The 21,323-nt window shown below is 70.7% G+C and carries 20 protein-coding genes and 1 tRNA gene; 12 read left to right on the top strand and 9 right to left on the bottom strand.

Annotated features, from left to right (window positions below; genetic code table 11):
* Positions 1-244: 244 nt before the first annotated feature.
* Genes ACGFSA_RS06925 through ACGFSA_RS06905 form a run of 5 tightly spaced genes read left to right on the top strand, consistent with a single transcriptional unit; the run spans position 245 to position 5,464 of the window.
* Positions 245-1,969, top strand: coding sequence for a thiamine pyrophosphate-binding protein (locus tag ACGFSA_RS06925; RefSeq protein WP_393300703.1), 1,725 nt, complete (start codon positions 245-247; stop codon positions 1,967-1,969).
* On the top strand, positions 1,966-2,637 hold the full coding sequence (locus ACGFSA_RS06920) for an SRPBCC family protein (protein WP_393300700.1): 672 nt from the start codon (positions 1,966-1,968) through the stop codon (positions 2,635-2,637). The genes ACGFSA_RS06925 and ACGFSA_RS06920 overlap by 4 nt, the downstream gene beginning before the upstream one ends.
* Positions 2,634-3,659 carry a 3-oxoacyl-ACP synthase III family protein gene (locus ACGFSA_RS06915; RefSeq protein WP_393300697.1) on the top strand — a complete coding sequence of 342 codons (1,026 nt, stop codon included), beginning with the start codon at positions 2,634-2,636 and terminating at the stop codon, positions 3,657-3,659. Before ACGFSA_RS06920 ends, ACGFSA_RS06915 begins: the two co-directional genes overlap by 4 nt.
* 40 nt (positions 3,660-3,699) lie before the next feature.
* Entirely contained in the window at positions 3,700-4,905 is a 1,206-nt protein-coding gene (locus tag ACGFSA_RS06910; protein WP_393300694.1) for an FAD-dependent oxidoreductase, read from the top strand.
* Positions 4,906-4,960: 55 nt separating this feature from the next.
* Positions 4,961-5,464, top strand: a complete 504-nt coding sequence (locus ACGFSA_RS06905) for a hypothetical protein (protein WP_393300691.1) — start codon at positions 4,961-4,963, stop codon at positions 5,462-5,464.
* A 15-nt stretch (positions 5,465-5,479) separates the two neighbouring features.
* Here ACGFSA_RS06905 and ACGFSA_RS06900 read toward each other — a convergent pair whose 3' ends face one another.
* The 5 genes from ACGFSA_RS06900 to ACGFSA_RS06880 form a co-directional block, all read right to left on the bottom strand.
* On the bottom strand, positions 5,480-6,226 hold the full coding sequence (locus tag ACGFSA_RS06900; RefSeq protein WP_393300688.1) for a 4'-phosphopantetheinyl transferase family protein: 747 nt from the start codon (positions 6,224-6,226) through the stop codon (positions 5,480-5,482).
* Positions 6,223-8,589: a LuxR C-terminal-related transcriptional regulator gene (locus tag ACGFSA_RS06895; RefSeq protein WP_393300685.1), complete on the bottom strand. Its 2,367-nt coding sequence runs from the start codon at positions 8,587-8,589 to the stop codon at positions 6,223-6,225. The genes ACGFSA_RS06900 and ACGFSA_RS06895 overlap by 4 nt, the downstream gene beginning before the upstream one ends.
* An 11-nt stretch (positions 8,590-8,600) precedes the next feature.
* Positions 8,601-9,377 (bottom strand): thioesterase II family protein, encoded by a 777-nt coding sequence (locus ACGFSA_RS06890; protein WP_393300682.1) that lies wholly within the window; start codon positions 9,375-9,377, stop codon positions 8,601-8,603.
* Between the two features lie 23 nt (positions 9,378-9,400).
* Entirely contained in the window at positions 9,401-9,826 is a 426-nt protein-coding gene (locus ACGFSA_RS06885) for an ester cyclase (RefSeq protein ID WP_393300679.1), read from the bottom strand.
* Positions 9,827-10,547: 721 nt separating this feature from the next.
* Positions 10,548-11,078, bottom strand: coding sequence for a hypothetical protein (locus tag ACGFSA_RS06880; protein WP_393300945.1), 531 nt, complete (start codon positions 11,076-11,078; stop codon positions 10,548-10,550).
* Between the two features lie 379 nt (positions 11,079-11,457).
* Between ACGFSA_RS06880 and ACGFSA_RS06875 the strand changes: the two genes are divergently transcribed.
* Entirely contained in the window at positions 11,458-11,703 is a 246-nt protein-coding gene (locus ACGFSA_RS06875; RefSeq protein ID WP_393300676.1) for a hypothetical protein, read from the top strand.
* Between the two features lie 88 nt (positions 11,704-11,791).
* Here the strand turns inward: ACGFSA_RS06875 and ACGFSA_RS06870 are convergent.
* Positions 11,792-11,879, bottom strand: a tRNA-Leu gene (locus ACGFSA_RS06870).
* Positions 11,880-12,063: 184 nt separating this feature from the next.
* Here ACGFSA_RS06870 and ACGFSA_RS06865 point away from each other — a divergent pair.
* The 3 genes from ACGFSA_RS06865 (at position 12,064) to ACGFSA_RS06855 (ending at position 14,695) form a co-directional block, all read left to right on the top strand.
* Positions 12,064-13,389 (top strand): M20/M25/M40 family metallo-hydrolase, encoded by a 1,326-nt coding sequence (locus ACGFSA_RS06865; protein ID WP_393300673.1) that lies wholly within the window; start codon positions 12,064-12,066, stop codon positions 13,387-13,389.
* 152 nt (positions 13,390-13,541) lie between these two features.
* Positions 13,542-13,775, top strand: coding sequence for a chaplin (locus ACGFSA_RS06860; protein ID WP_393300670.1), 234 nt, complete (start codon positions 13,542-13,544; stop codon positions 13,773-13,775).
* Between the two features lie 137 nt (positions 13,776-13,912).
* On the top strand, positions 13,913-14,695 hold the full coding sequence (locus tag ACGFSA_RS06855; protein ID WP_393300667.1) for a chaplin: 783 nt from the start codon (positions 13,913-13,915) through the stop codon (positions 14,693-14,695).
* A 70-nt stretch (positions 14,696-14,765) separates the two neighbouring features.
* Here ACGFSA_RS06855 and ACGFSA_RS06850 read toward each other — a convergent pair whose 3' ends face one another.
* Complete coding sequence (locus ACGFSA_RS06850; protein WP_393300664.1) at positions 14,766-14,954, bottom strand: DUF5703 family protein; 189 nt, start codon at positions 14,952-14,954, stop codon at positions 14,766-14,768.
* Positions 14,955-15,001: 47 nt separating this feature from the next.
* Between ACGFSA_RS06850 and ACGFSA_RS06845 the strand changes: the two genes are divergently transcribed.
* Entirely contained in the window at positions 15,002-15,661 is a 660-nt protein-coding gene (locus ACGFSA_RS06845) for a hypothetical protein (RefSeq protein ID WP_393300661.1), read from the top strand.
* A gap of 96 nt (positions 15,662-15,757) precedes the next feature.
* Here ACGFSA_RS06845 and ACGFSA_RS06840 read toward each other — a convergent pair whose 3' ends face one another.
* Both ACGFSA_RS06840 and ACGFSA_RS06835 read right to left on the bottom strand, forming a co-directional pair.
* The gene (locus ACGFSA_RS06840; protein ID WP_393300658.1) at positions 15,758-18,004 is read right to left on the bottom strand and encodes an ATP-dependent RecD-like DNA helicase; all 2,247 of its coding nucleotides are present in this window, start codon (positions 18,002-18,004) and stop codon (positions 15,758-15,760) included.
* A complete protein-coding gene (locus ACGFSA_RS06835) occupies positions 18,001-18,984 on the bottom strand; it encodes an aldo/keto reductase (RefSeq protein WP_393300655.1) in 984 nt (327 codons plus the stop codon). Before ACGFSA_RS06835 ends, ACGFSA_RS06840 begins: the two co-directional genes overlap by 4 nt.
* A 140-nt stretch (positions 18,985-19,124) precedes the next feature.
* On the opposite strand from ACGFSA_RS06835, the gene ACGFSA_RS06830 reads away from it, so the two are divergent.
* Positions 19,125-20,174 carry an LLM class F420-dependent oxidoreductase gene (locus ACGFSA_RS06830; RefSeq protein ID WP_393300652.1) on the top strand — a complete coding sequence of 350 codons (1,050 nt, stop codon included), beginning with the start codon at positions 19,125-19,127 and terminating at the stop codon, positions 20,172-20,174.
* Positions 20,175-20,378: 204 nt separating this feature from the next.
* Positions 20,379-21,167, top strand: coding sequence for a ferritin-like domain-containing protein (locus ACGFSA_RS06825; protein ID WP_393300650.1), 789 nt, complete (start codon positions 20,379-20,381; stop codon positions 21,165-21,167).
* The last annotated feature ends 156 nt before the right edge of the window (positions 21,168-21,323 follow it).

Below are 21,323 nucleotides of genomic sequence, written 5' to 3'. Positions count from 1 at the left end.
CTTTCGTTCGTCGATATGCCGAGAACCTAACGGCGCGGCGTGACCGAATACATGACAGACCGGCATGGCAGATCCCTGCCGGTCGGCCGCTACCGCGCATGGCAGATCGCCGCCCCTCGAAGGAACCCCCGACTAGTAGGAACTGGCCAGTGCGGTGTGTGTCTGCTGACAGAACCAAGTCACTTGTCCGCGGTGAGCGGGCGCTTTGTAATGGCGGAACTACCGTCTGAAGGGGGGACGGCCAATGAGAGATTCACCCCGCGTGGTCGACTTCGTCGTGGATTTCCTGCACCGGCTGGGAGTCCGCCATGTGTTCGGAGTCAGCGGCGCCAATATCGAGGACCTGTACGACGCACTGCACCATGCGCAGGCCGGCCTGCAGGGCGTGGTGGCCAAGCACGAGTTCTCCGCGGCCACCATGGCGGACGGATACCACCGAGCCTCGCAGCGCATACCAGTGATCGCCTCCACCTCGGGCGCCGGCGCGATGAACCTGGTGCCCGGCATCGCCGAACTCAGGGCCTCCTACGTACCGGCTCTCGTGCTGATCGGGCAGCCACCGACCGGTTTGGACGGCTGCGGCTCCTTCCAGGAGACCAGTGGACTGGCCGGGTCGATCGACGCAGCGCGGATGTTCGCCGAGCTTGCCGTGCACTGCGTACGCGTGGACGATCCCGAATCGATCGTCCACGAACTGCCGCGGGCCTTCGCGGCGGCGACGGACCCGGTGGCGCCCGGGCCCGCGGTACTCCTGCTGCCCAAGGACGTGCAGCAGGCCGTGATCCCGTCGTGGCAGCCGCCCACGGCCGCCGAACCGGCCGCACTCCCGCTTTCGGAGGCCACCGAACGCGCTCGTGCGGCGGGCCTGTTGCGGGCGGCGGCGGGCCGCAAGGGCGGCGTCGTGGTGATCGCCGGCGAGGCGGTCGCCCGGGCCGACGCCCGGCCCCAACTGGCCCGCCTGGCCGGAACGCTGAATGCCCGGGTCGCCGTCGTTCCGGACGCCAAGGACGTCTTCGACCCTCGCGACCCCCGCCACCTGGGCGTGGCCGGCGTGATCGGCACCGCCGAGGTGCAGGAGGTATTGGAACGCGCGGCCGCCGTACTTCTGGCCGGTACCCGCCTGCCCCAGATGGCTGGAGCGGGCCTGCGCGACTACCTCAAGGGCGTACCAGTGGTGTGCGTCGACCCCCGCGAGCCCTTCCTCGACACACACGAGGAACTGGTATGGCTCTCGGGTCCGGTAGCCGTGGAACTGGGATTGCTGGCCGACGCGTTGACCGCAGATGGGGGCGTCGTACCGGAAGTGGGGACGCAGTGCCCCGCCACCGTGGAGTCACCCCCGTCGGCCACCGCGCTGGACATGCGGACCGCCGTGCTCATCATCGCGTCCGCCCTGCCCGAGGGGGCGAACGTCGTGGCCGATGCGGGGAACGCCGGGGCCGTCGCGATCCACCACGTCGATGTGCCCGCGGGCGGCCGGTTCATCGCCGCACTCGGCATGGGCGGCATGGGGCACAGCTTTGGGGCCGGGATCGGTGCGGCGTTCGCGACCGGCCGCCGCACCTGTGTCATCGCCGGCGACGGGGCGTTCTTCATGCACGGCATGGAAGTGCACACCGCCGTTGAGTACGACCTGCCCGTGACGTTCGTAGTGCTCAACAACAACGCGCACGGCATGTGCGCCACCCGGGAGCAGCTGTTCTTCTCCGGCGACTACTCCTACAACGTCTTCCGCCCGGCTCGCATCGGCGACGGCGTCGCCGCCATGTTCCCCGGCCTGGCCGCGACGACGGTCTGTACCGCCGGAGAGCTGAGCGCGGCCCTGGATCACGCCCACGCCACCACTTCGCCCGCGCTGATCTGCGTGGACGTCGACCCCACTGAAATGCCGCCGTTCCGGCCATTCCAGCAGCACGCGCTGGCTACCGGCCGCGGGCGGCCCGCCCGAGAAGGAGCAGTAACAGGATGACCACCTCCGCCAGCAACCCGACCCCCCTCGACGGCTACGTAGCCCCCGACCCGGTCCCGGCCGGCATCAAGGACGTCCCCGGCCTGCTGCGCTGGGAGACCGCGCCGCGCGAACAGGCGATGGCCCTCGCCGCGCAGATGACGAAGGAGAGCTTCACGTACGACGAGGTGTACGGGCAGTTCGTCACCGTGCACCAGTACATAGACGCGCCGCCGCGGGCGGTCTACGAGTACCTCACCGACGTCCGCAACCTCAACGAGTACACGTACAGCACCCGCGACTTCGCGCCCACCGACGTTCCCGACGTCTACCAGGGGCGGGACGTCCTCCTCGACGACGAGACCAAGATTTTCATGCGGATCGATGGCGACCCGAACGCCCTGACCGTGGACATGCGGTGCGCCTGGGACCAGGGTCAGGAACTGTGGATGAACTACCTCCACCGGATTGTCCCGGCGGAGATCGTCCTCAACAAGCCCGGCTCGGTCGTCATCTGGACCAACTGCCGCCACCCCTACTACGACAAGAACCCGCACCCCGAGCTGGCGACCACGCCCGAGCGCCCGTGGGTCGGCGACATGTGGCCCCTGTTCTACGCCGGCCACCAGGTGGAAATCGACAACCTGAAGAAGATCCTTGAGCACCGGCACGAGAGCGCCACCGCATGAGGGACGTCAGCCTTCTTGAACTCGCCTCCTACCTGCCGGGCGAGCCGGTCGGCACCGAGTACTTCCTGCGGTACCAGAACGAGGACGCCGCGCTCGCCGACCACACCATGTTCAAGGCGCCGAGCTTCCGCCATCAGGTGCCCCGGGACGAGACGCCCGCCGACATGATGGAGAAGGCCGCGCACACCCTCGCCGAGCGCATCGGGCAGGACGCGCTGCGTGGGGTGGACGTGGTCCTCACCAACACCCTGCTGCCCGAAGTCCCGTTCACCGGCCCTGGTGCCGAAGTCGCCCACCGGCTCGGCATCAAGGCCGACTGGGTGCTCGACGCGCACAACGGCGGCTGCGCCTCCTTCGTCCATCTGCTGCGGCTGGCCCGGGTCCTCATCGGCACCGGCCAGGCCACGTCCGCGCTGCTGCTCAACGTGCAGAACAGCGCGGGTCCCGTGATGACCCAGTCCGATGTGCGCCGCCTCCCGGAGGCGGTCATCCCCGGGGACGGCTGCGGGGCGGCGCTCGTGGCGGCCTCCGCCGAGTCACCGGTGCTCGGCATCCAGATCGCCAACCACGGCGAGTTCACCCGGGACTGCGGCCTGACGCTGAGCGACGGCCGCAAGTACTGGGAGGCGGGAACCAGCCAGATGCACGTCGGGTTCACGCCCGGCCACGTCAAGGACATCGTCGAGCGCGGCAACCGGTTGGTGCCCGAGGTGGTCCTGGGTCTGTGTAAGCAGCTCGGCCTCAAGACCGATGACCTCGACGCGCTCATCACCAACCAGCCCAACCGGATGTTCCTGGATCAGTGGCGGCAACGCCTCTCCATCGGCCCCGACCGACACCTGGACACCTTCGACCGCTTCGGGAACCTCTTCGGTGCCGCCGTCCCCATTACTCTGGATCACGGCATCCGTGAGGGTCGGATCAAGGACGACAGTCTGCTCATGCTGGCGGGCTTCGCCCACGCGGGGGACTTTGCGGGCGCCGCGGTCGTGCACTGGCGGTCGGGAGGCACCCGGACGTAGCGCACGGCAACTCACCTGACAGACAACTGAAGGAGAGTTCATGTCCCCTCGACGAGCGGTCGTCATCGGCGCGGGAATCGGTGGCCTCACGGCCGCATTGGGGTTGCACAGACGCGGCTGGCGCATCACGGTCCTCGAACGCGCTGCAACCCTCGCCCCCGTCGGCGCAGCGCTGACCCTGGCCCCCAACGCCCAGCGCGCGCTGGCCGTGCTTTCCCTCGGTGAGGAGGTCAGACGGCTCGCCGCCTGGGACGGCGACGCCCTGCTGCGGGACCCCCGCGGGCGGCCGCTGGCCAGGACGACCAGTGAGTCCGTCATCACCCGATTCGGCGGACCGCTCGTCGTCCTGCGCCGCAGCGACCTGATCGACCTGATCGTCGGCCGGCTGCCCGAGGGCAGCATCCGCACCGGCGAGCCCGCGTTCCTCGCCGACGCGGGCGGGCCCGGACGTCCGGCCAAGGTGTCGACGGCCGGTGAGGTGGTGTACGAGGCGGATCTCGTCGTCTGCGCCGACGGCGTCAACTCGACGAGCCGTCGGGTCCTCTTCCCCCAGCACCCCGGCCCGGCTTACGGCGGCTGGACGGTGTGGCGCATCCTCGCGCCGACCCCTCCCCGTTTCGTACCGCACGAGACGTGGGGCGGTGGGCATGTGTGGGGCAGCCTGATCCGCGACTCGGAGGGCGTCTTCATCTACGCCTGCGCCGTCACCGAGCGCGGCGGACGCTCCGCGGACGGGGAGAAGGCCGAGCTGCGACGCCGGTTCGGGCACTGGCACCACCCCGTGCCGGCCCTGCTCGACTCGGTCGGTGAGGAAGACATCCTCCGGCACGACGTGTTCCACATGGCCCAGCCACTGGAGCGCTACCAGAGCGGGCGCGCCGTCCTCCTCGGCGACGCTGCGCACGCCATGGTGCCGACTCTCGGCCAGGGCGCCAACATGGCGATCGAGGACAGCGTGGTGCTCGCCCACCACGCGGCGCCGGGAGCCGACCTGCCGGCCGCGCTCGCCCGGTACGACCAGCAGCGCCGCCCGCGCACCACGGCCCTCATCCGCCGCGCGGAACGGGCGTCCCGGCTGATGTCCGTGCGCTCCCCGGCCGCACTCGCCCTCCGTGACGGCGCGATCAGGGCCATGTCGAAGGTCGTCCCCGCGCTGCTGCTGCGCGGCTTCGACGGCGTTGCGGACTGGCATCCGCCGGTCACACCACAGGACCCCCGGCCGCATGACACCCATGTGGCCGGGTAGCAGCGAGGACACCCCTTCGCCGCGCACCAACCGTTCATCGAAAGGAAGTTGATTTATGCATAAGTTACGCACGAACACCGCGATTGCCACGGCCGGACTCCTCCTGGGCGGCCTCGCCATCGCTGCGCCGGCCACCGCAGTCGAGTCTGCGGCCGCGGCCACCCAGACGGTCACGGCGACCTATGACTGCGGCCCGTACGGGACCACCGACCTGACGATCGAGGCGTCCGCCGACAACGGTGTCGGCTCGGTCCGGATCTCCACCAGCGGTGGCCTCGCCCCTGCGGACATCCCGGCCGACTCCATCAGCGCCACGCTCCGTCTCGAGCGCTCCGTCGGCGGCACCGTCGCCTTCAGCGGCACCGCCAACGACGCCGCGAAGGCCGGCCAGCCGGTCACCATCGGCCCCCTGACGGGTGTGGTGTCTGCGGGCGACAGCCTCGACTCGTACATCCCGGCCGCGGGCTCGGCCGAAGCCTCCCTCAGCCTGAACGTGCTCGGCGCCGCCAACACCTGCGACGCCGTCAGCAAGCAGATTCCCGGCCCGATCGTCTTCTGACCCCGGACCGTCACGTCACTCGTCGGCCCGGCCGTCCTGGGGCGGCCGGGCCCCCGGCGCGTGGTGAACGCTGACGGGCAGCCCGCACTCGGAGGGCAGAGCGAGCGCGGCAAGGCAGGCGGGTCCCACCGCAAGGTCGAACACCTCCCACGGCTCATTGCCTCGGGGCGTACGCCGTACCACGACAGCACGCACATGGCCAGGCTGCACGTCCACCGCGGCGAGGTCCGTCCCGATCCCTACGCCCCACCCTTTGCCCACGGCCTCCTTCCGCACCCAGCAGCGAGTCAACGCGTCGTCCCGCCGGGTGCCTTCGGGGGCGTCGCCCACATGAGCCCGTTCGCCGGGACTCAAACAGCGCCGCACCACGGCAGGCACCCGGTGCGGCCCCCGCGCCTCGATATCGACGCCCACCGGCACGCCGGGCGAGAGCGCGAGCATCCACCAGGAAGCCGACCGGGACACGCCGACCCGCCACTCGGTAACGGGGTGCAGCAGCCGGGGCGGCCCATGGCGCTCGTCCCCGCACCCGGGGCAAGGGTCGTTGCCGAAGACCACGTCCCCAGCCGCCACCCCCAACCACGCGGCCACGGTCCGTCGTATGGCGGCCCGAGCCCCCGCGTACCGCGCGCCCGCGACCGGGTCCTGGAACGCGGCAACGCGCCGGGCCTCCCGCGCGTCCAACAGGGGCAGGTCGGCGGGCGAAGGGACCTCTGGCACGCGGCCGACCCACACATGAACGGCGGCCCGGCCCCCGCTCATGCCGTGCTCCCCTGCACTACCCGCACAACGTGCACCCGGGAGGTGCAGTCCAGTTTCTGCATCACCACCCGCAGGTGGTTGGTCACCGTCCACTCCGAGATGCCCAGCCGCCGGGCGATCTGCCGGTTGGTGAGCCCCTCCGCGACCAGCAGAGCGATCTCGTACTGGCGCGGAGTCAGCCCGTACGGCGTCGCCCCGGCCCCCGGCCGCGACCGCTCGGGTGCGGGCGGCGTCGCGAACAGCGCAGCGGCCAGCGCGTCGTGCGGCGAGACCCGCTCGGCGTCGAGCCGCAGCCGCCGCAGTAGGGCCGCGTCGACGCTCCTTGCGAGCCGCTCCTTGAGCACCCCCACGTTGGCCCCGTCATCGGCGACGGCGCCGTACCGCCTCCGAATGGCCTCCGCGTACACGAGTACCCGGGCCACGGCATGCCGCTGCGCGTCGTCGTCACTCCCGCCGATGAAGGTGACGGCCACAGTATCCAGCACTTCCGCGACCTGATGGGGGTCCGCGATCCCCACGAGCAAGCGCGCGGCCTCACGGGCGCTCTCATAAGCCTCCTGGTTCCGCCCGAGCACGCGCCGCACGCGGGCGAGCGCCATGAGAAGGGAGGCCCTGAGCGCCGTGTCCTCGGCAATGTCATCCAAGGCGTGAAGGAGGGGCTGCTCGGCATCCGGGTCACCGCCGTCGGCCCGAAGCAGGGCCTGGCTGCGCCGAGCCAGGGCGGCGGTGCGGCGGTCCGCGTGGGCGTCGAGCCGCTGCACGGCCGAGCCGAGCAGCACGGCAGCGGCAGTCGACTCGCCCCGGCGGCGCAGCAACTCCCCGGTGAACGCCGTCACCTGGGCCTGCATCGCGGGCAGCTCCGCCGCAGCGGCGGACGCCCGGTCGAGGGCCCGCTCCGCGCGGCGGTGGTCACCGTGTCCGAGCGCCCAGCGGGCCACCGCGATCAGCGCCTCGACCACAACCGCACCCTGCCCGTCGACCCGGTCGATGCCCTGCGCCTCGGCCAGGATCACGTCCTGAGCTCCAGTTCCGTTGGCCCCTCGCGCGTCCGCTTCGATGGCGTTCCGCGCCGCTGCAGTGGACCAGGCGTCGGCAGCCTGCTCGATCGCATCCGCAGCTTCCGGGGCCAGCCGTTGTCGGAGCAGGGGCCCCTCCAGGGCGCTCAGGAGGCGTAGTACGGCGATGTGGTCGCCGTGCCCGGCCAGGTGGCGGGTGGCCTTGAGGATGTCGGGGAGGTGGGCCGCGACGGTGTGGAGGACCTGATCGACGTGGCGGCCGGCTCGCAGGGCCGTGGCCGTGGTGGTGGCGAAGGCGGACCAGTGGGCGGCGTGGCGGTCCAGGGCGCCGGCCAGATCCGCGGCGTCGGACGCCAGTCGCGCGTGGTGGAGGCAGCGGGCCATGTGGGTGAGGCGGAATTCGGGGTCGCCGTCCTGGCCGGGGGCGCTCAGGAGCAGGCTCTTTTGGACCAGCGACTCGATCCCGGCCACTGCCGCGGCGTGGCCGAGTCCCGTCACGCGCCGCACCGTGGGCAGGTCGACGTGCGTCTCGAACACCGACAGGTGGCGCAGCAGCGCCAGGTCGCTCTGGGTCAGTGTCCCGGACGCCCAGGTCAGGGCGGCGGACATACTCCGGTGCCGCTCCGGTATGTCGCGCGGGCGGCCCCTGCCCGGGCTCTCGCCGCGCTTCAGGCGCTCCAGCAGGGCGCGCGGACCCTCCGTGCCGGCTGCCTCCGCGGCCATCTCGATGGCCAGCGGGATCCCGTCCAGCGTCCGGCAGATGTCGGCCACAGCCAGCTGCCCCGGGCCGCCGTCCACGCCCGCCCGGTAGTACGGTCGCACCCGGTCAGCGAAGATCGCCTCTGCGGGCGAGCCCGCCCCGGTGGACAGCGGGCCGACGGGAAGGATCCGCTCGGCCCGAATGTCCAGCCAGACGCGGCTGGTGAGCAGAACCCGCAGCAGCGGGCACGCCCGGAGCAGCGCGGCGACGTCCAAGGCGATGTCCGCCACCACCTGGTCGCCGTTGTCCAGGACCAGCAGCAGCTCCGCCGCCCCGACACGCTCGGCGGCCTCGCGCGCGGTGCCGGCACCGACCAGCGTCCACACCGCTTTGCCGTCCTCCGAGTCGGCGAGGTCCGCCCACAGCAGGGCCGGCCCGTGGGCGTCGTGGGCCCAGGCTGTCACAGCCGCGTGTGCCAAGTGGCTCTTGCCCACGCCCGCGGGCCCGGTCAGCGTGAGCTGCCGCGCCTGCGCCTGCCCCCGGTCCAGCCACTCCCGGACCAGGGCCAGTTCGCGCTCACGCCCGTAGATCTCGCCGAATCCGAGATCGGGCAGAGTGGCACCGAGCTGCCGTTCCGTGCAAAGCATGCCGGTACTCCTCACATCGTCGCCGCGTCGGCCGTGCCGTACCGTGCCAAGATCTCGGCCAGCCGCCCCAGCAGCTGGTCCTCATGAGAGCGGATGAAGAAGTGCCCGCCGGGCATGGTCCCCAGCTCGCTGCCCCGCCCGCCGTGCGCCCGCCACGCCGCCATCTTCGGCAGCGGCACGAGGTGGTCGTCCACTCCGGTGAACAGGTGCAGCGGCACCCGCAGCGGCTCGATGTCCGCCGGCTCCACCCACCCCGCGCACAGCCGCAGATCGTCCCGCACCAGCGGCATGTACGCCGCACGGAACCGCTGTCGACGGGCCAACTCCCAAGGGATGCCACCCAGTTCGGCCAGGCTCGCGGCGAGCGTCTCGTCGTCGGCGTCCGGGTCGAGGATCCGGCTCGGCCGCACGTGCGGCGCGCGGTGCGAGCTGAGTACGAGCGCCCGCGGCAGCGGCGCGCCCCGCCGCTGCCGGGCGAGGGTGAGGGCATGCGCGATGAACGCACCCATGCTGTGCCCGTACAGGACGTGCGGCCGGGCGAACGCCTCGTCGAGCTGCTCGTCCAGGTCCGCGACGAGCGCGTCGAGTTCGGCGAACCGCGGCTCGTGGGCGCGCTCCTCACGCCCGGGCAGATGGATCGGCAGGACCCGTACCCGGGCCCCGTTACGGTCGAGCCGCTCCTGCCAGCGGGCGTAGGCGGACGCCCCGCCGCCGGCGCACGGCAGACAGAACAGGTCCAGCCCAGCCCCGGGCTCCAGCGGCGCCGAGCACGTCAGATACGGCGTCATCACGTACGTCCCCCGGCCGCGCATCAGATCAGCTGCCGGGCGGCGACCGTATGGTCGTAGTACAGCGTCCCGTCGACGAGGAACTCCCCGTCGAACTGGGAGAGCACGGTCACGGGCAGCTCCATCCGCTGACCCCGGTTCGGTATGCCCTGCCAGTCGGCGGACTGCGTGCCGTTGAACCAGCCTTCCAGGATAACCACGTCGGCCGTGTGGTGGATCGACAGCACCTCGTGCTCAAGGTCCGGGAACGCGGTGAGCATCCCGTCGAAGTGGCGCCGGATCGCGTCGTCCCCAACGAGCGGCTGCTCGCCGAACGGCACAATGCGGCACACACCGCGGGGCCTGCCCGCAGAGCGCAATAGCATCGCAACGACGTGCCCGATGGCAACGTCTTCGCGCTGTTTACGTAGGTCAGTACCAAATCCCTGCTGATCGTTGTGTGTGTGCATGCCGCTTTTCCCCCGTTGCCTGCCGCCTTGCGTGCTGGCCGGTACGCCCTTTCAGGACCGCACCCACTGCGCGCCACACGATGCGACGTTGCGGTGCAAAAGGGCTTTCTCTGGCACCGCTCGTTGGATGCTGAACACCAGCCATCTCTTCAGTGCTTGATCAGTCTTGGCTCAGCCGGTTGTTTCCCGTCCTCTGCATCGGCTCGCGACCGGGACGGCAGATACCACTGGCTTTGGAGATTGACGCCTCAGGGCATACCTGCTGTCCACCCTGCGCCTCCGATCATCACAGCCATCCGACGCGAATCCATCAATCATCGTGGAATGCCAGAGCTCTACAGGAAGCGCGTCAGCCGTCTCACGCCTCAAATAGGTCCCCCTGATTTCCGGTTCCGCCTACCCGTCTGAAACGGAACAGGAAGCTCCGCTACCTTCGCGTTAGTGCAGCTGCCATCTGGCGCCTGTGATTCAAAGCTATGCATCCACATCCGGGCAACCGGGAGTTGAATCTTGGCCTGAACGTGTCAGTGTCCCCGCCGGGCCTGGGAGATCAGGTGAGGTCGAGCTCCACGATGCGGGAAAGCCCCTTGTGCGTTGTGCGTTGCGCCGGCCTAGCATCCTTCGCAGCAGTCCGACCAGCGGGTCGTGTCGGCGACGGCTGAAAAGTGGACCAGTGGCGACGCTTGGAAGTTGGCCCCCTCCAGGGGTCTGGCTCGTTGAATCAGACAGGGAGGAGTGGTGATCGGCGTGGCGGACTGGCCGGAGATCCGACGCGATCTTGGCGATAATCAATCGCTGGCAGGGGCGGACTGGTTCGAACCCGGTGGCAGTCGACGACGAAGATCCTGGCAGACGGGTTCACGACCAAGATCTCTCTCGCCAGGAGCTTCGAGTGCTTGTCTAACCGTCGGCGATCGGTCTGCACGACACGCACCTCCGCCACCTTGTCCGTCGTCCGGCCGCACGCCGCCGGGAGATCGGCTGCCGCGGAGGCATCGTCGAACGGTGTCGTCGAAAGCGACTTCACTGCGGGTGAGGTCACCGGCGTGCTCTGGTCGCCGGCTTCCGACTCCGTAACGCCATCGAGGGCATGAACGGCTTCGGCAAGGACCCCCTGTACGAGCGCCTCGAATCCGGCGGCACCCGCCGCATCCGTGGCATCGCTGAGCGGTTCCTCGGCACATCCGTGCAGGCCAACGCGTACGCGTCCTGGACCGATCGCGAGGGCTTCGGCCTGCACTGGGAGGACCACGATGTCGCTCCTCCGCCTTGCAGCTGCACGCACCCAGCCCCGCTCCTTCTCCCACCCCCCATGTGCCGGTCGGTCTAAGGATCTTGGACAGCTCGGTCTTCTTCCGATGCCGCTCGCTCCCGTAGTGCAACCGGAACCACTCACGGCGATCCGGGTCTGCTATCTTCCGCTGCATGCGCTCTACCCGCCTCGTGATGCCGGCGTAGACCTCGGGCCGCATAGCCCGCGTTGCGAAGCCTGCCTTCGGATACCTGTGGTGTAGGTCCAGGTTCGCTACCCAGTGCTTCGCAGTGCGGCCCTTCTTCCAGCGATTGCAGTCATCGCAGGCCGGAACGAAGTTCCACCGGATGTCCGCTGCTCCATCTGTGATGGGCTTCTCGTGATCGAGTGTCGTAGCAGCTGGAACCGGCTGCACCTGCCCGAGGACTTCCGCATCCACGGCTGGAGGCACAGCAAGGTCACGAACGATCTTGAGGCCGGGGAGAACCCCGTAGAGGTCTCGGCGAACGTCCGGCACCACTCGCCGGGCTACACGATGGCCCGGTACGGGCACTCACGGAAGGACGGAGCGCGGAAGCTCGCCGCCTCCGGTGCGGGCCGACTCGGCCTGTCATCCCTGGTCTGACCTGGGGATTCGCTGGGCTGTTGGTCACGTGGTTGGTCACGCCACAGCCCGGAAAAGCAGAAAACCCCACATGAAGTGGGGTCTCAGCTGGTGTCCGAGGGGGGACTTGAACCCCCACGCCCGATAAAGGGCACTAGCACCTCAAGCTAGCGCGTCTGCCATTCCGCCACCCGGACAAGGTGTCTGTCTCGCGGGCCGTGCCCGTTCCGACGTGGAAAACAATAGCAAACAATCGGGGGTGCTCGATCACGCCCCTGGCCGTGTGAACGGCGCGTGACCGGGGACAGGCGCCCTTGGGTGTGCGGGCCGGGCGCGGGAGGATGTGGGGGGAGCACCAGGGTGACAGTGGAAGGAAGCAGCGTGAGCGAGACGAACAAGGCCGGCGGCCTCTCCGGCGAGGACGAGGTCGTGGACCTCTGTCGTGAGCTGATCCGGATCGACACCAGCAACTACGGAGACCACTCCGGCCCGGGTGAGCGGGCGGCCGCCGAGTACGTCGCGGAGAAGCTCGCCGAGGTCGGGCTCGAACCGAAGATCTTCGAATCTCACAAGGGCCGTGCCTCGACCGTGGCCCGGATCGAGGGCGAGGACCCGTCCAGGCCCGCGCTGCTCATCCACGGGCACACCGACGTCGTCCCGGCCAACGCCCAGGACTGGACGCACCACCCGTTCTCGGGCGAGGTCGCGGACGGTTGTGTATGGGGGCGCGGCGCCGTCGACATGAAGGACATGGACGCCATGACCCTCGCGGTCGTCCGTGACCGGATGCGCAGCGGCCGCAAGCCCCCGCGCGACATCGTGCTGGCCTTCCTCGCCGACGAGGAGGCCGGTGGTACGTACGGTGCGCGGTATCTCGTCGACAAGCACCCGGACCTCTTCGACGGCGTGACCGAGGCGATCGGCGAGGTCGGCGGCTTCTCCTTCACGGTCAACGAGAAGCTGCGGCTCTATCTCGTGGAGACGGCCGAGAAGGGCATCCACTGGATGCGGCTCACCGTGGACGGCACCGCCGGGCACGGCTCGATGACCAACGGCGACAACGCGATCACCGAGCTCTGCGAGGCGGTCGGGCGGCTCGGCCGGCACAAGTGGCCGGTCAGGGTCACCAAGACCGTACGGTCCTTCCTCGACGAACTGTCCGACGCGCTCGGCACCTCCCTCGACCCGGAGGACATGGACGCCACGCTCGCCAAGCTGGGCGGCATCGCCAAGATGATCGGCGCCACCCTCCGCAACTCCGCCGCCCCCACCATGCTCGGCGCCGGCTACAAGGTGAACGTGATCCCCGGCCAGGCCGTCGCCCACGTCGACGGCCGATTCCTGCCCGGCTTCGAGGACGAGTTCCTGGCCGACCTGGACCGGATACTCGGCCCGCGGGTCAAGCGCGAGGACGTGCACAACGACAAGGCGCTGGAGACCGGCTTCGACGGCTCCCTGGTCGACGCGATGCAGGTCGCGCTGAAGGCGGAGGACCCGATCGCCCGTGCCGTCCCGTACATGCTCTCCGGTGGCACGGATGCCAAGTCCTTCGCCGACCTCGGCATCCGCTGCTTCGGGTTCGCCCCGCTGAAGCTGCCGCCGGAGCTCGATTTCGCGGGCATGTTCCACGGTGTCGACGAGCGGGTGCCGGTCGACGGCCTGCAGTTCGGTGCGCGGGTGCTCGACCGTTTCATCGACAACTGCTGAATTACCGCGCCCTGTTCCGCCGGTAATCGCCAGCGTGTACGTGCGTGACCGGAACGAGTGAAAGGGGTCATCGCCTCGTAGCCCGATTACTTATTCCTCGTTACAGGTGATGCGGTCCGCGGCTGGGACCGCATTGGCAACTAGGAGGAATAATGATCAAGAAGATCGCCGCCGCTGCGGCAGTCACCGGTGGTCTGGTGCTCGCGGGTGCGGGTATGGCCGTCGCCGACTCGGGCGCCCAGGGTGCCGCGGCCGGCAGCCCCGGTGTGATCTCGGGCAACACCATCCAGGTTCCGGTGCACGTGCCGGTGAACCTGTGCGGCAACACGGTCTCCGTGATCGGGCTGCTGAACCCCGCCTCTGGCAACTACTGCGCCAACTCGTGACGTTGTGCGTCAACCCGTAAGGGTTTGAGCCCAGCGGCCCCGGAGCGCGCGCCATGCGCTCCGGGGCTTCCGGGTGCTCCGCCCCCGCACGGTCACGTCCGGGGGTATTCCAGAAGGTAGAAGGCAGGGAACAACCTATGCGACAGGTCACGCGTAAAGGCCTGATGACCATGGCGGCAGCGGGCGGAGTGCTCGCGCTGAGTGGCGGATACGCACACGCCGACGCGGGAGCGGCCGGCGACGCGTCGAATTCCCCGGGGTTACTTTCGGGGAATTCGGTGGAGATCCCGGTCGACGTCCCGGTCAACGTATGCGGTAACTCCGTGAGTGTTGTCGGACTGCTCAATCCGGCGGCCGGAAACGCTTGCGGAAACGGTTCGGGAAGCAGTGCCTCGGGGCGGCACGGCTCGGGCGCCCAGGCGTCGGGTGCGCAGGCATCGGGCCGCCACGCAGCGGCCGGCCGTGCCATGGGCGACCTCACCCGCGAGTACCGCGCCGGAACGCGCAAGCACCGGGCCCGAGGCGACGGAAGCTTCAGCGGCGCCACGGCCGAGGGGTACGCGAACGGCTCGCCCGGCATCCTCTCGGGCAACACCATCCAGGTCCCCGTCGACGTCCCCGTGAACGCCTGCGGGAACAGTGTCACCATCGGCGGCCTGCTCAGCCCCGCAACCGGCAACACGTGCGAGAACGACCCCGACGTGAGCACGCCCCCGGTGGTCACCCCGATCACCCCGGTCACCCCGCTCACCCCCGAGAAGCCCGAAGTACCCGGACCGCGAGGCGTGCCGAACGCGCCCGAGCCCCAGCTCGCCCACACCGGAGCGGGCGGGCTCGGCCTGCTGGTCCCCGCGGGCGCGGGTCTGCTGCTGGCGGGCGCGGGTACGGTGTTGTACCGCCGCTCCCGGATGGCCGCATAACCACGGGCTGCGGCACCGGGGCAGACCGGACGAAGACGAGCGGGCCCCGCGGATGCGGGGCCCGCTCGTCTCACCAGGTGGCGCGTATCTGGCGAATGATCCGCCGCCGCAGCCGCACCCTGCGGCTGCCGTCACGACGCAGCGTCAATCGGTCCAACTCCCAGTGCCCGTACTCGGCATGGTCGGTCAGCAGGCGGGCGGTATCCTTCCGGGAGACCCCGCGCGGTACGTACACATCGACAAATTCGTATTCCGGCATCGCATCTATTGTGCGGGCAGAGGCTGTGTACGGATAGCGTCTGCACTATGTCTGATGCTGCGCAGCCCACCGCTGCCGAGGTACGCGCCGCCGCCGATGCGGTCAAAGCCGCGCTCGACCATCACCTCGCGGCGGTCGAGCGCCGGTCCGGGGACGACGACCCCGCCGTCTATGAGGCGTTCAATGCACTGGCCGCTGCGGCCGAGGTCTACGACGAACTCCTCTACGACCGCTACGACGAGGTCACCCCCTTCGAGATCCCCGGCGCCGACGACTCCCTGCCGCCGTACAGCGGTCCCGAGGAGCCGAAGGCGCTCAGCGTGCTGATCCGCCGCGACTACGCGGTGGTGGAGCCGCCCCGGCTGCTCGCCCAGGCACAGCGGATCGCCAACCCGGACCCGGACGGCCGCGCCAACGGGACCGGCGCCGTGGTCGGCGCCAGTGTCCATGCGGCGCTCGGCGTGCTCTTCGGTGAGTACGAACCGGACGAGATCGCCTCCCGGCACCAGGAGTTCGGCCTGGAGGAAGGCGACTCCACGCTCTGGGTCGCCGCGGCGGAAGAGCTTCCCGAGCCGGGGGAGTGGCTCAATGCCCCGTTCGACGAGGCAGACCCTCAACTGGTGGTGTGCCGCTTCGACGTCAGTTCCGTCTTCGACGAGGACGAGCTCGACGAGGAGCTGGACGACCTGGCGACCGACAGCTCCTGACCGTGTGCTGTCGGTGACAGACAGCCGTCGCGGGTGCCCCGCCCAGGGCACCGGCGACGCACCGGAGGCCGCGCGGCCGCCCTTCGGGCGAGGCCGTCAGTCGGTGACTGTCTGCTGCGCCTCCAGCAGGGCGCGCAGCCGGGTCGTGCGGTCCTGGGAGGGGGGCAGGGCCACCGCGCGCGGCAGCGCCTGATCCACCCCGTGCACCACGGAGAGATGCCGCTCGCCACGGCTGAACGCGGTGTACACCCAGGCCCGGCTCAGCCCCCGAGCCGCGTCACCGGGCAGCACGACGACGACCGCGGGCCAACGCATCCCGGCCGCCTGGTGGGCGCTGAGGGCCCAGCCGTGGCGCACGGACGACTCCACCCGCTCCTGCGGTACGACGACTGGCGTGCCCGCACAGTCCAGATGCAGTCCCTCGGCGTCGGCCGAGACAACCGTCCCGGGCACGGTCCTGCCGGGCGTCGGGACGTGTACGACCCGGTCCCCCGGGTCGAAGCCGCCGAAACGGCCGGGACCGGGGTTGAGACGCTGCTTGAGTGCCGCGTTCAGTGCGCGGGTGCCCGCCGAGCCGCCGTGCCCGACGGTGATCACCTGGGTGTCGGCCGACGGGACGCCGATCGCACGCGGCACCGAGTCGGCGACCAGTTGCACGGTCCGGTGCACCGCCTCGCCGGCGTCCTGCACGGGGACGATCACCACCTCCTTGCCGGGGGTCGCCACCTGGTTCAGCTCACCGATTCCGATACCGGAGACCAGCTCGCCGATCGGACCGGGATCCGGCGTACGGGATACGACCTGCGGGCAGGTGCGGGCGGCCAGGACGTCCGCGAACACCCGCCCCGCACCCGCCGAGCCCAGCACCCCCGGGTCACCGCTGAGCACCAGCCGGGCGCCGTCGCGGAGGGACTCCACCAGAATCGCGGCGGTTTCCACGTCCAGCTGCGGGGCGTCCAGCACGACCAGCAGATCGACAGCGACCGCCCCGTCCGCGTCCCGGCCGGGGCCCTCCGCGCCGGAGAGCAGCCCGGCGAGGGTGACGGCCGCCGACGGCTCGTCGAGCGCCTCGGCCAGCCGCTGTCTGCCGTCCACGCTGTGGGTGGCGCCGAGGGCCCGCAATCCGAGGGCGCGGGCTGCGACGATCAGCGCGGCGGGTTCCGCCCGCGCCGCGTCGCCGCCCGTGTGCGCGGTCAGGCCACCGGCCGCGACCGCACGGATCAGCTCGGCCGCCGACGGGGAACCGGCGGCCGCGGCCGCCTCCGACCAGTCGGCGTCCTTCTCGCAGGCGTTGACCAGCCGGGCCAGGCCGTCGGCGAGGCTCTCCTCGGCCAGCGCGTACCGCTCGAGACCGAGCAGCACCTGGACCGGCTCCTGCCCGGCCCCGTCCGCCGCCTCGTCCCCGTCGGGCTCTGCATCCCCGTCCGCTTCCTGGTCGTCCGGACCGTCCTGGAAGACCAGCACGACGCCCTCGGCGACGGCGTGCCGCACGGCCGCCTCCGGGTCGGTCACCGCACGCTCGGCGAGCGCGGCACGCACCGCCGACGTGTCCAGCGCGGTGTGGCCCTGCAGTGCGGCGCGCTCCAGCAGCCAGCCGACCAGCGCCGCCGTCCGCCGCTCGTCGTCCGGACCGCACGCGGCGCCCAGCAGGGCCCTTGCGAAGCCGTCCGCCTGCTCGGGCCGGACGGTGGGTACGGCCAGCAGCTGCCACGGGTCCGCGCGCAGCACGTCGGCCGCCTGCGCGCCGAGCGTCTCCGCCGCCGCTACGGCCAGGGTTTCGGGTGCCCCGCCCTCCGCCAGGACTGCCGCCACCGCGGCCACGGCCTCCGGAGAGGCACCCTGCGGTGCGAACACCGGCTCGGGTTCCCGGGGGCGTACCGGCGCGGGCGCGGCTCGGCGCGGTGCCGGTGCGGGCGAGTCGAAGAACGCGGCGCCGGGCTTCTCGCCGCTCTCCACGGCACGCACCGCCGCCAGCAGATCGGCCGCCTGCCCGCTCAGCTTGGCGCCCGCAGCGATCGGGCCCTCCTTCTCGGCCTTGCGCTTCTCGATCCGCTCCCGCAGCTCCCGCTGGGCGGCCAGCTCGGCCTCGGCCTCCGAGAGCGCGGCGGCGACGGGCGCCGTGCCGGCGTCCGTCGCGCCGACCGCATCCGTCCTGTCGGCTTCCTCCGGGGCAGCCGGCTCCGCTGTCCCGTCCGTCTCCTCCGCCTCGCTCTCGTCGGCCCCCACGTCCTCGGCCACGTCCTCGGCGGACGGGGCGGGTACGGCGGAAGCGGAGCCGGCGACGTCGGTGTCGTCGTCGGCGGCCGAGGGGCCGGGGGATTCCCCCCGGGGAAGCGCAGTCACAGCGTGCTCCAGTCCTGGTCGGGATAGCGGTGCACGGGCGCCGACACATCGTCGAGCGCCTGGCAGATCTCGTCAGGAAGACTAAGCGCCTCCACTGACAATGCCTCCGTGAGCTGCCGCGCGTTGCGCGCGCCGACGATCGGGGCCACCACTCCGGGACGGTCCCGCACCCAGGCGAGAGCCACCTGCAGCGCCGTCGTGGCCAGCCCGTCGGCCGCCGTCGCCACCGCGTCCACGATGCGGCTCGCCGGGTCGTCGAGATACGGCTCGACGAACGGCGCCAGCAGTTCGGAGGCGCCGCGCGAGTCGGCCGGGGTGCCCGTGCGGTACTTGCCGGTCAGCACCCCGCGGCCCAGGGGCGACGACGGCAGCAGCCCCACGCCCAGATCGAGTGCGGCGGGCAGCACCTCGCGCTCCACGCCCCGCTGCAGCAGCGAGTACTCCATCTGCGTACTGGCCAGCCGGGTGCGCGCCCCGGGCGAGGCGAGCTGCCAGGTCGCCGCCTTGGCGAGCTGCCAGCCGCAGAAGTTCGACACCCCCGCGTACCGTGCGCGCCCGGTGGACACCGCCAGCTCCAGCGTCTGAAGGGTCTCCTCCAGCGGAGTCGCCGGGTCGAAGGCGTGGAGCTGCCACAGATCCACGTAGTCCGTACCGAGCCGTTCCAGCGAGGCGTCCAGTGCGGCCAGCAGATGACCGCGCGAGCCGTCGAAGCGGCGGTGCGGGTCGGCCACGCTGCCCGCCTTCGTCGCGATGACCAGATCGCGCCGCGGCACCAGGCCCTCGACGAGCCGCCCCAGCAGATATTCGGCAGTCCCGCCGCCGTACACATCGGCCGTGTCGACCAGCGTGCCGCCCGCCTCCCAGAAGGCCTTCAGCTGTTCGGCAGCGTCGTGCTCGTCGGTGTCCCGGCCCCAGGTGAGGGTGCCGAGCCCGATCCGGGACACTCGAAGGCCGGTGCGGCCGAGATGCCTCTGCTCCATGGGCGCTGAGATTACTGGCCAGAGCCCCACGGGGAGGAAGCCTGTGGACAACCCGGAGTCAGGTCGCCCCTGCCGGATCCGGGTGGTGCGCGCTAGAGTCCGGACCACAGGGACGTTACTGATCAGTAAGGGGAGTGGCTATGCGGCTCGGCATCAATCTCGGCTACTGGGGCGCGGGAATGGACGGCGACAACCTCGCCGTCGCCCAGGAGGCCGACCGGCTCGGCTACGACGTCTGCTGGGCGGCCGAGGCGTACGGCTCCGACGCGCCGACCGTGCTCACCTGGGTCGCCGCCCGGACCGAGTCCATCGACGTCGGCTCCGCGATCATGCAGATCCCGGCCCGCCAGCCCGCCATGACGGCGATGACCGCCGCCACCCTCGACTCGCTCTCCGGCGGCCGGTTCCGTCTCGGCCTCGGTGTGTCGGGACCGCAGGTCTCCGAGGGCTGGTACGGCGTCAAGTTCGACAAGCCGCTGGCCCGCACCCGGGAGTACGTGGAGATCGTCCGGCGGGCGATGTCCCGCGAGCGGCTCTCCTACGAGGGCGAGCACTGGACGCTTCCGCTGCCGGACGGCCCCGGCAAGCCCCTCAAGCTCACCGTCCACCCGCAGCGCGAGCACATTCCGCTCTACATCGCCGCGATCGGCCCGAAGAACCTGGAGCAGACCGGCGAGATCGCCGACGGCGCGCTGCTGATCTTCCCGTCCGCCGACCATCTCGAGGACACCGCGGTGAAGCACCTGCGGGCGGGCCGCGAGAAGGCCGGGAAGACCATGGACGGCTTCGACGTCTGCCCGACGCTGCCGCTCGCCATCGGTGACGACATCAACGGACTCGCCGACATGTTCCGCCCCTACACCGCGCTGTACGTCGGCGGCATGGGCAGCCGCAAGCAGAACTTCTACAACCAGCTCGCCCAGCGCATGGGATACGAGAAGGAAGCCGCCGAGATCCAGGACAAGTACCTGTCCGGTGACAAGACCGGCGCCGCCGCCGCCGTACCGCACCAGCTGATCGACCAGACCACGCTGCTCGGTTCGGTCGAGCGCATCGCGGAGCGCATGCAGGCCTACGCCGCCGCCGGTGTCACGACCCTGACCCTCGCCCCGGCCGGCTTCACCCGCGAGGAGCGGATCGCCGCGCTGCGCGCCGGTACGGACGCGCTGGAGCGGTCCGGCCTGGCCTAGGCCCTGCCCTGCCGCGGGCAGCACTACGGCCGTGGTGGGGGCTCGGGGGTCCTCCCCGCCACGGCCGTTACGCAGCACAACGCGCCCGGCCCCCCATCGGTTACGCGGCACCCGTTCGGTCCTGCCCGACGTGCCTCCTGTTGCCTGCCTTCCCGTGCCGCATTTGAATTTCCTTCTGCGGACACCGGTACGGAGGCGCCAGCGATGCTCTCGGCAAAGAGCCTGTTCCAGGAGATTCTCGACAACGACGGGTCGTTCCGGCTCTTCTGTTCGATCGCCGCAGGTGACGAGAGTCAGGGCGGCTGGGAGAACGGCCGTATCGCGGCCCTGGCCCCCGAGAGCCAGCGCGCCCTCGTTCCCAAGATCGTCCGGCACGGCGCCGACGAGGACAAGCATGGCCGGATCTTCCACGCCCTGCTGAAGAAGCGCGGGCTGTGGCCGGCCGAGGTGCCGCACGAGACGGACTACACGATGCTGCTGGAGAAGCACGGCATCGGCCTCGCCCACGAGCAGCTGAAACGTGACGAGCCGCTCTCCGAGCTCGACATCGTCACGTATCTGGCGCACAGCCGGGTCACCGAGCAGCGCGCCTCCGAACAGATGAGAACGCTCCACAAGTATTTCGCCGACCACCCCGACGTGGGCCGTGCGGTGAAGATGATCTCGAACGACGAGGACAACCACCTGGCGTACTGCCACGAAGAGCTGCTCCGCCTCGCCCGCGCCGGACACGGCCGGACGATCCAGCGCATCCTGCGCGAGTGCGCCCTTGCCGAGATCCGGGTGTACCGCGATGTCAGCCTCGCCGTGATGGCCCACATGGGCCGCATCCTGGGCTGGTCCAGGGCCAGAGCGGCGACGCTCGCCGCGGGGATCCACGGCGTCTACGCGTACGAACGGCTCGTCGGCTGGCGGCGCATGGTCAGCCTGGAACCGCCCGAGCGGCGCGACGCGCTGGGCGGCCCGGCGGTACCGGCGCCCGAGTACGCCTGAGAGCCTGTCGGGTGACCTCTGATCGGGCGGCCACGCCCTGGCACGCACGCTTCCCGCGTTGCCGAAATGCCCTAGTAGCTCCGCTACGAGGACCTTCCAGCGCCTTGGAATCGCACGCACCAGACCGCGTCCGCTTTCCGATCGAAGGTCACCCGA

The sequence above is a fragment of the Streptomyces sp. NPDC048496 genome (assembly GCF_043200055.1).
In the GTDB taxonomy this organism is placed as follows: domain Bacteria; phylum Actinomycetota; class Actinomycetes; order Streptomycetales; family Streptomycetaceae; genus Streptomyces.
The sequence above is the reverse complement of the archived record's forward strand: the minus strand, read 5'-3'. Positions and strand labels throughout refer to the sequence as shown.

Excerpts from the sequence above, each read along its gene's own strand:
- ACGFSA_RS06925 (WP_393300703.1), top strand. The coding sequence starts at position 245 with ATGAGAGATTCACCCCGCGTGGTCGACTTCGTCGTGGATTTCCTGCAC.
- ACGFSA_RS06920 (WP_393300700.1), top strand. The coding sequence starts at position 1,966 with ATGACCACCTCCGCCAGCAACCCGACCCCCCTCGACGGCTACGTAGCC.
- ACGFSA_RS06915 (WP_393300697.1), top strand. The coding sequence starts at position 2,634 with ATGAGGGACGTCAGCCTTCTTGAACTCGCCTCCTACCTGCCGGGCGAG.
- ACGFSA_RS06910 (WP_393300694.1), top strand. The coding sequence starts at position 3,700 with ATGTCCCCTCGACGAGCGGTCGTCATCGGCGCGGGAATCGGTGGCCTC.
- ACGFSA_RS06905 (WP_393300691.1), top strand. The coding sequence starts at position 4,961 with ATGCATAAGTTACGCACGAACACCGCGATTGCCACGGCCGGACTCCTC.
- ACGFSA_RS06900 (WP_393300688.1), bottom strand. The coding sequence starts at position 6,226 with ATGAGCGGGGGCCGGGCCGCCGTTCATGTGTGGGTCGGCCGCGTGCCA.
- ACGFSA_RS06895 (WP_393300685.1), bottom strand. The coding sequence starts at position 8,589 with ATGCTTTGCACGGAACGGCAGCTCGGTGCCACTCTGCCCGATCTCGGA.
- ACGFSA_RS06890 (WP_393300682.1), bottom strand. The coding sequence starts at position 9,377 with ATGACGCCGTATCTGACGTGCTCGGCGCCGCTGGAGCCCGGGGCTGGG.
- ACGFSA_RS06885 (WP_393300679.1), bottom strand. The coding sequence starts at position 9,826 with ATGCACACACACAACGATCAGCAGGGATTTGGTACTGACCTACGTAAA.
- ACGFSA_RS06860 (WP_393300670.1), top strand. The coding sequence starts at position 13,542 with ATGATCAAGAAGATCGCCGCCGCTGCGGCAGTCACCGGTGGTCTGGTG.
- ACGFSA_RS06855 (WP_393300667.1), top strand. The coding sequence starts at position 13,913 with ATGCGACAGGTCACGCGTAAAGGCCTGATGACCATGGCGGCAGCGGGC.
- ACGFSA_RS06850 (WP_393300664.1), bottom strand. The coding sequence starts at position 14,954 with ATGCCGGAATACGAATTTGTCGATGTGTACGTACCGCGCGGGGTCTCC.
- ACGFSA_RS06845 (WP_393300661.1), top strand. The coding sequence starts at position 15,002 with ATGTCTGATGCTGCGCAGCCCACCGCTGCCGAGGTACGCGCCGCCGCC.
- ACGFSA_RS06835 (WP_393300655.1), bottom strand. The coding sequence starts at position 18,984 with ATGGAGCAGAGGCATCTCGGCCGCACCGGCCTTCGAGTGTCCCGGATC.
- ACGFSA_RS06830 (WP_393300652.1), top strand. The coding sequence starts at position 19,125 with ATGCGGCTCGGCATCAATCTCGGCTACTGGGGCGCGGGAATGGACGGC.
- ACGFSA_RS06825 (WP_393300650.1), top strand. The coding sequence starts at position 20,379 with ATGCTCTCGGCAAAGAGCCTGTTCCAGGAGATTCTCGACAACGACGGG.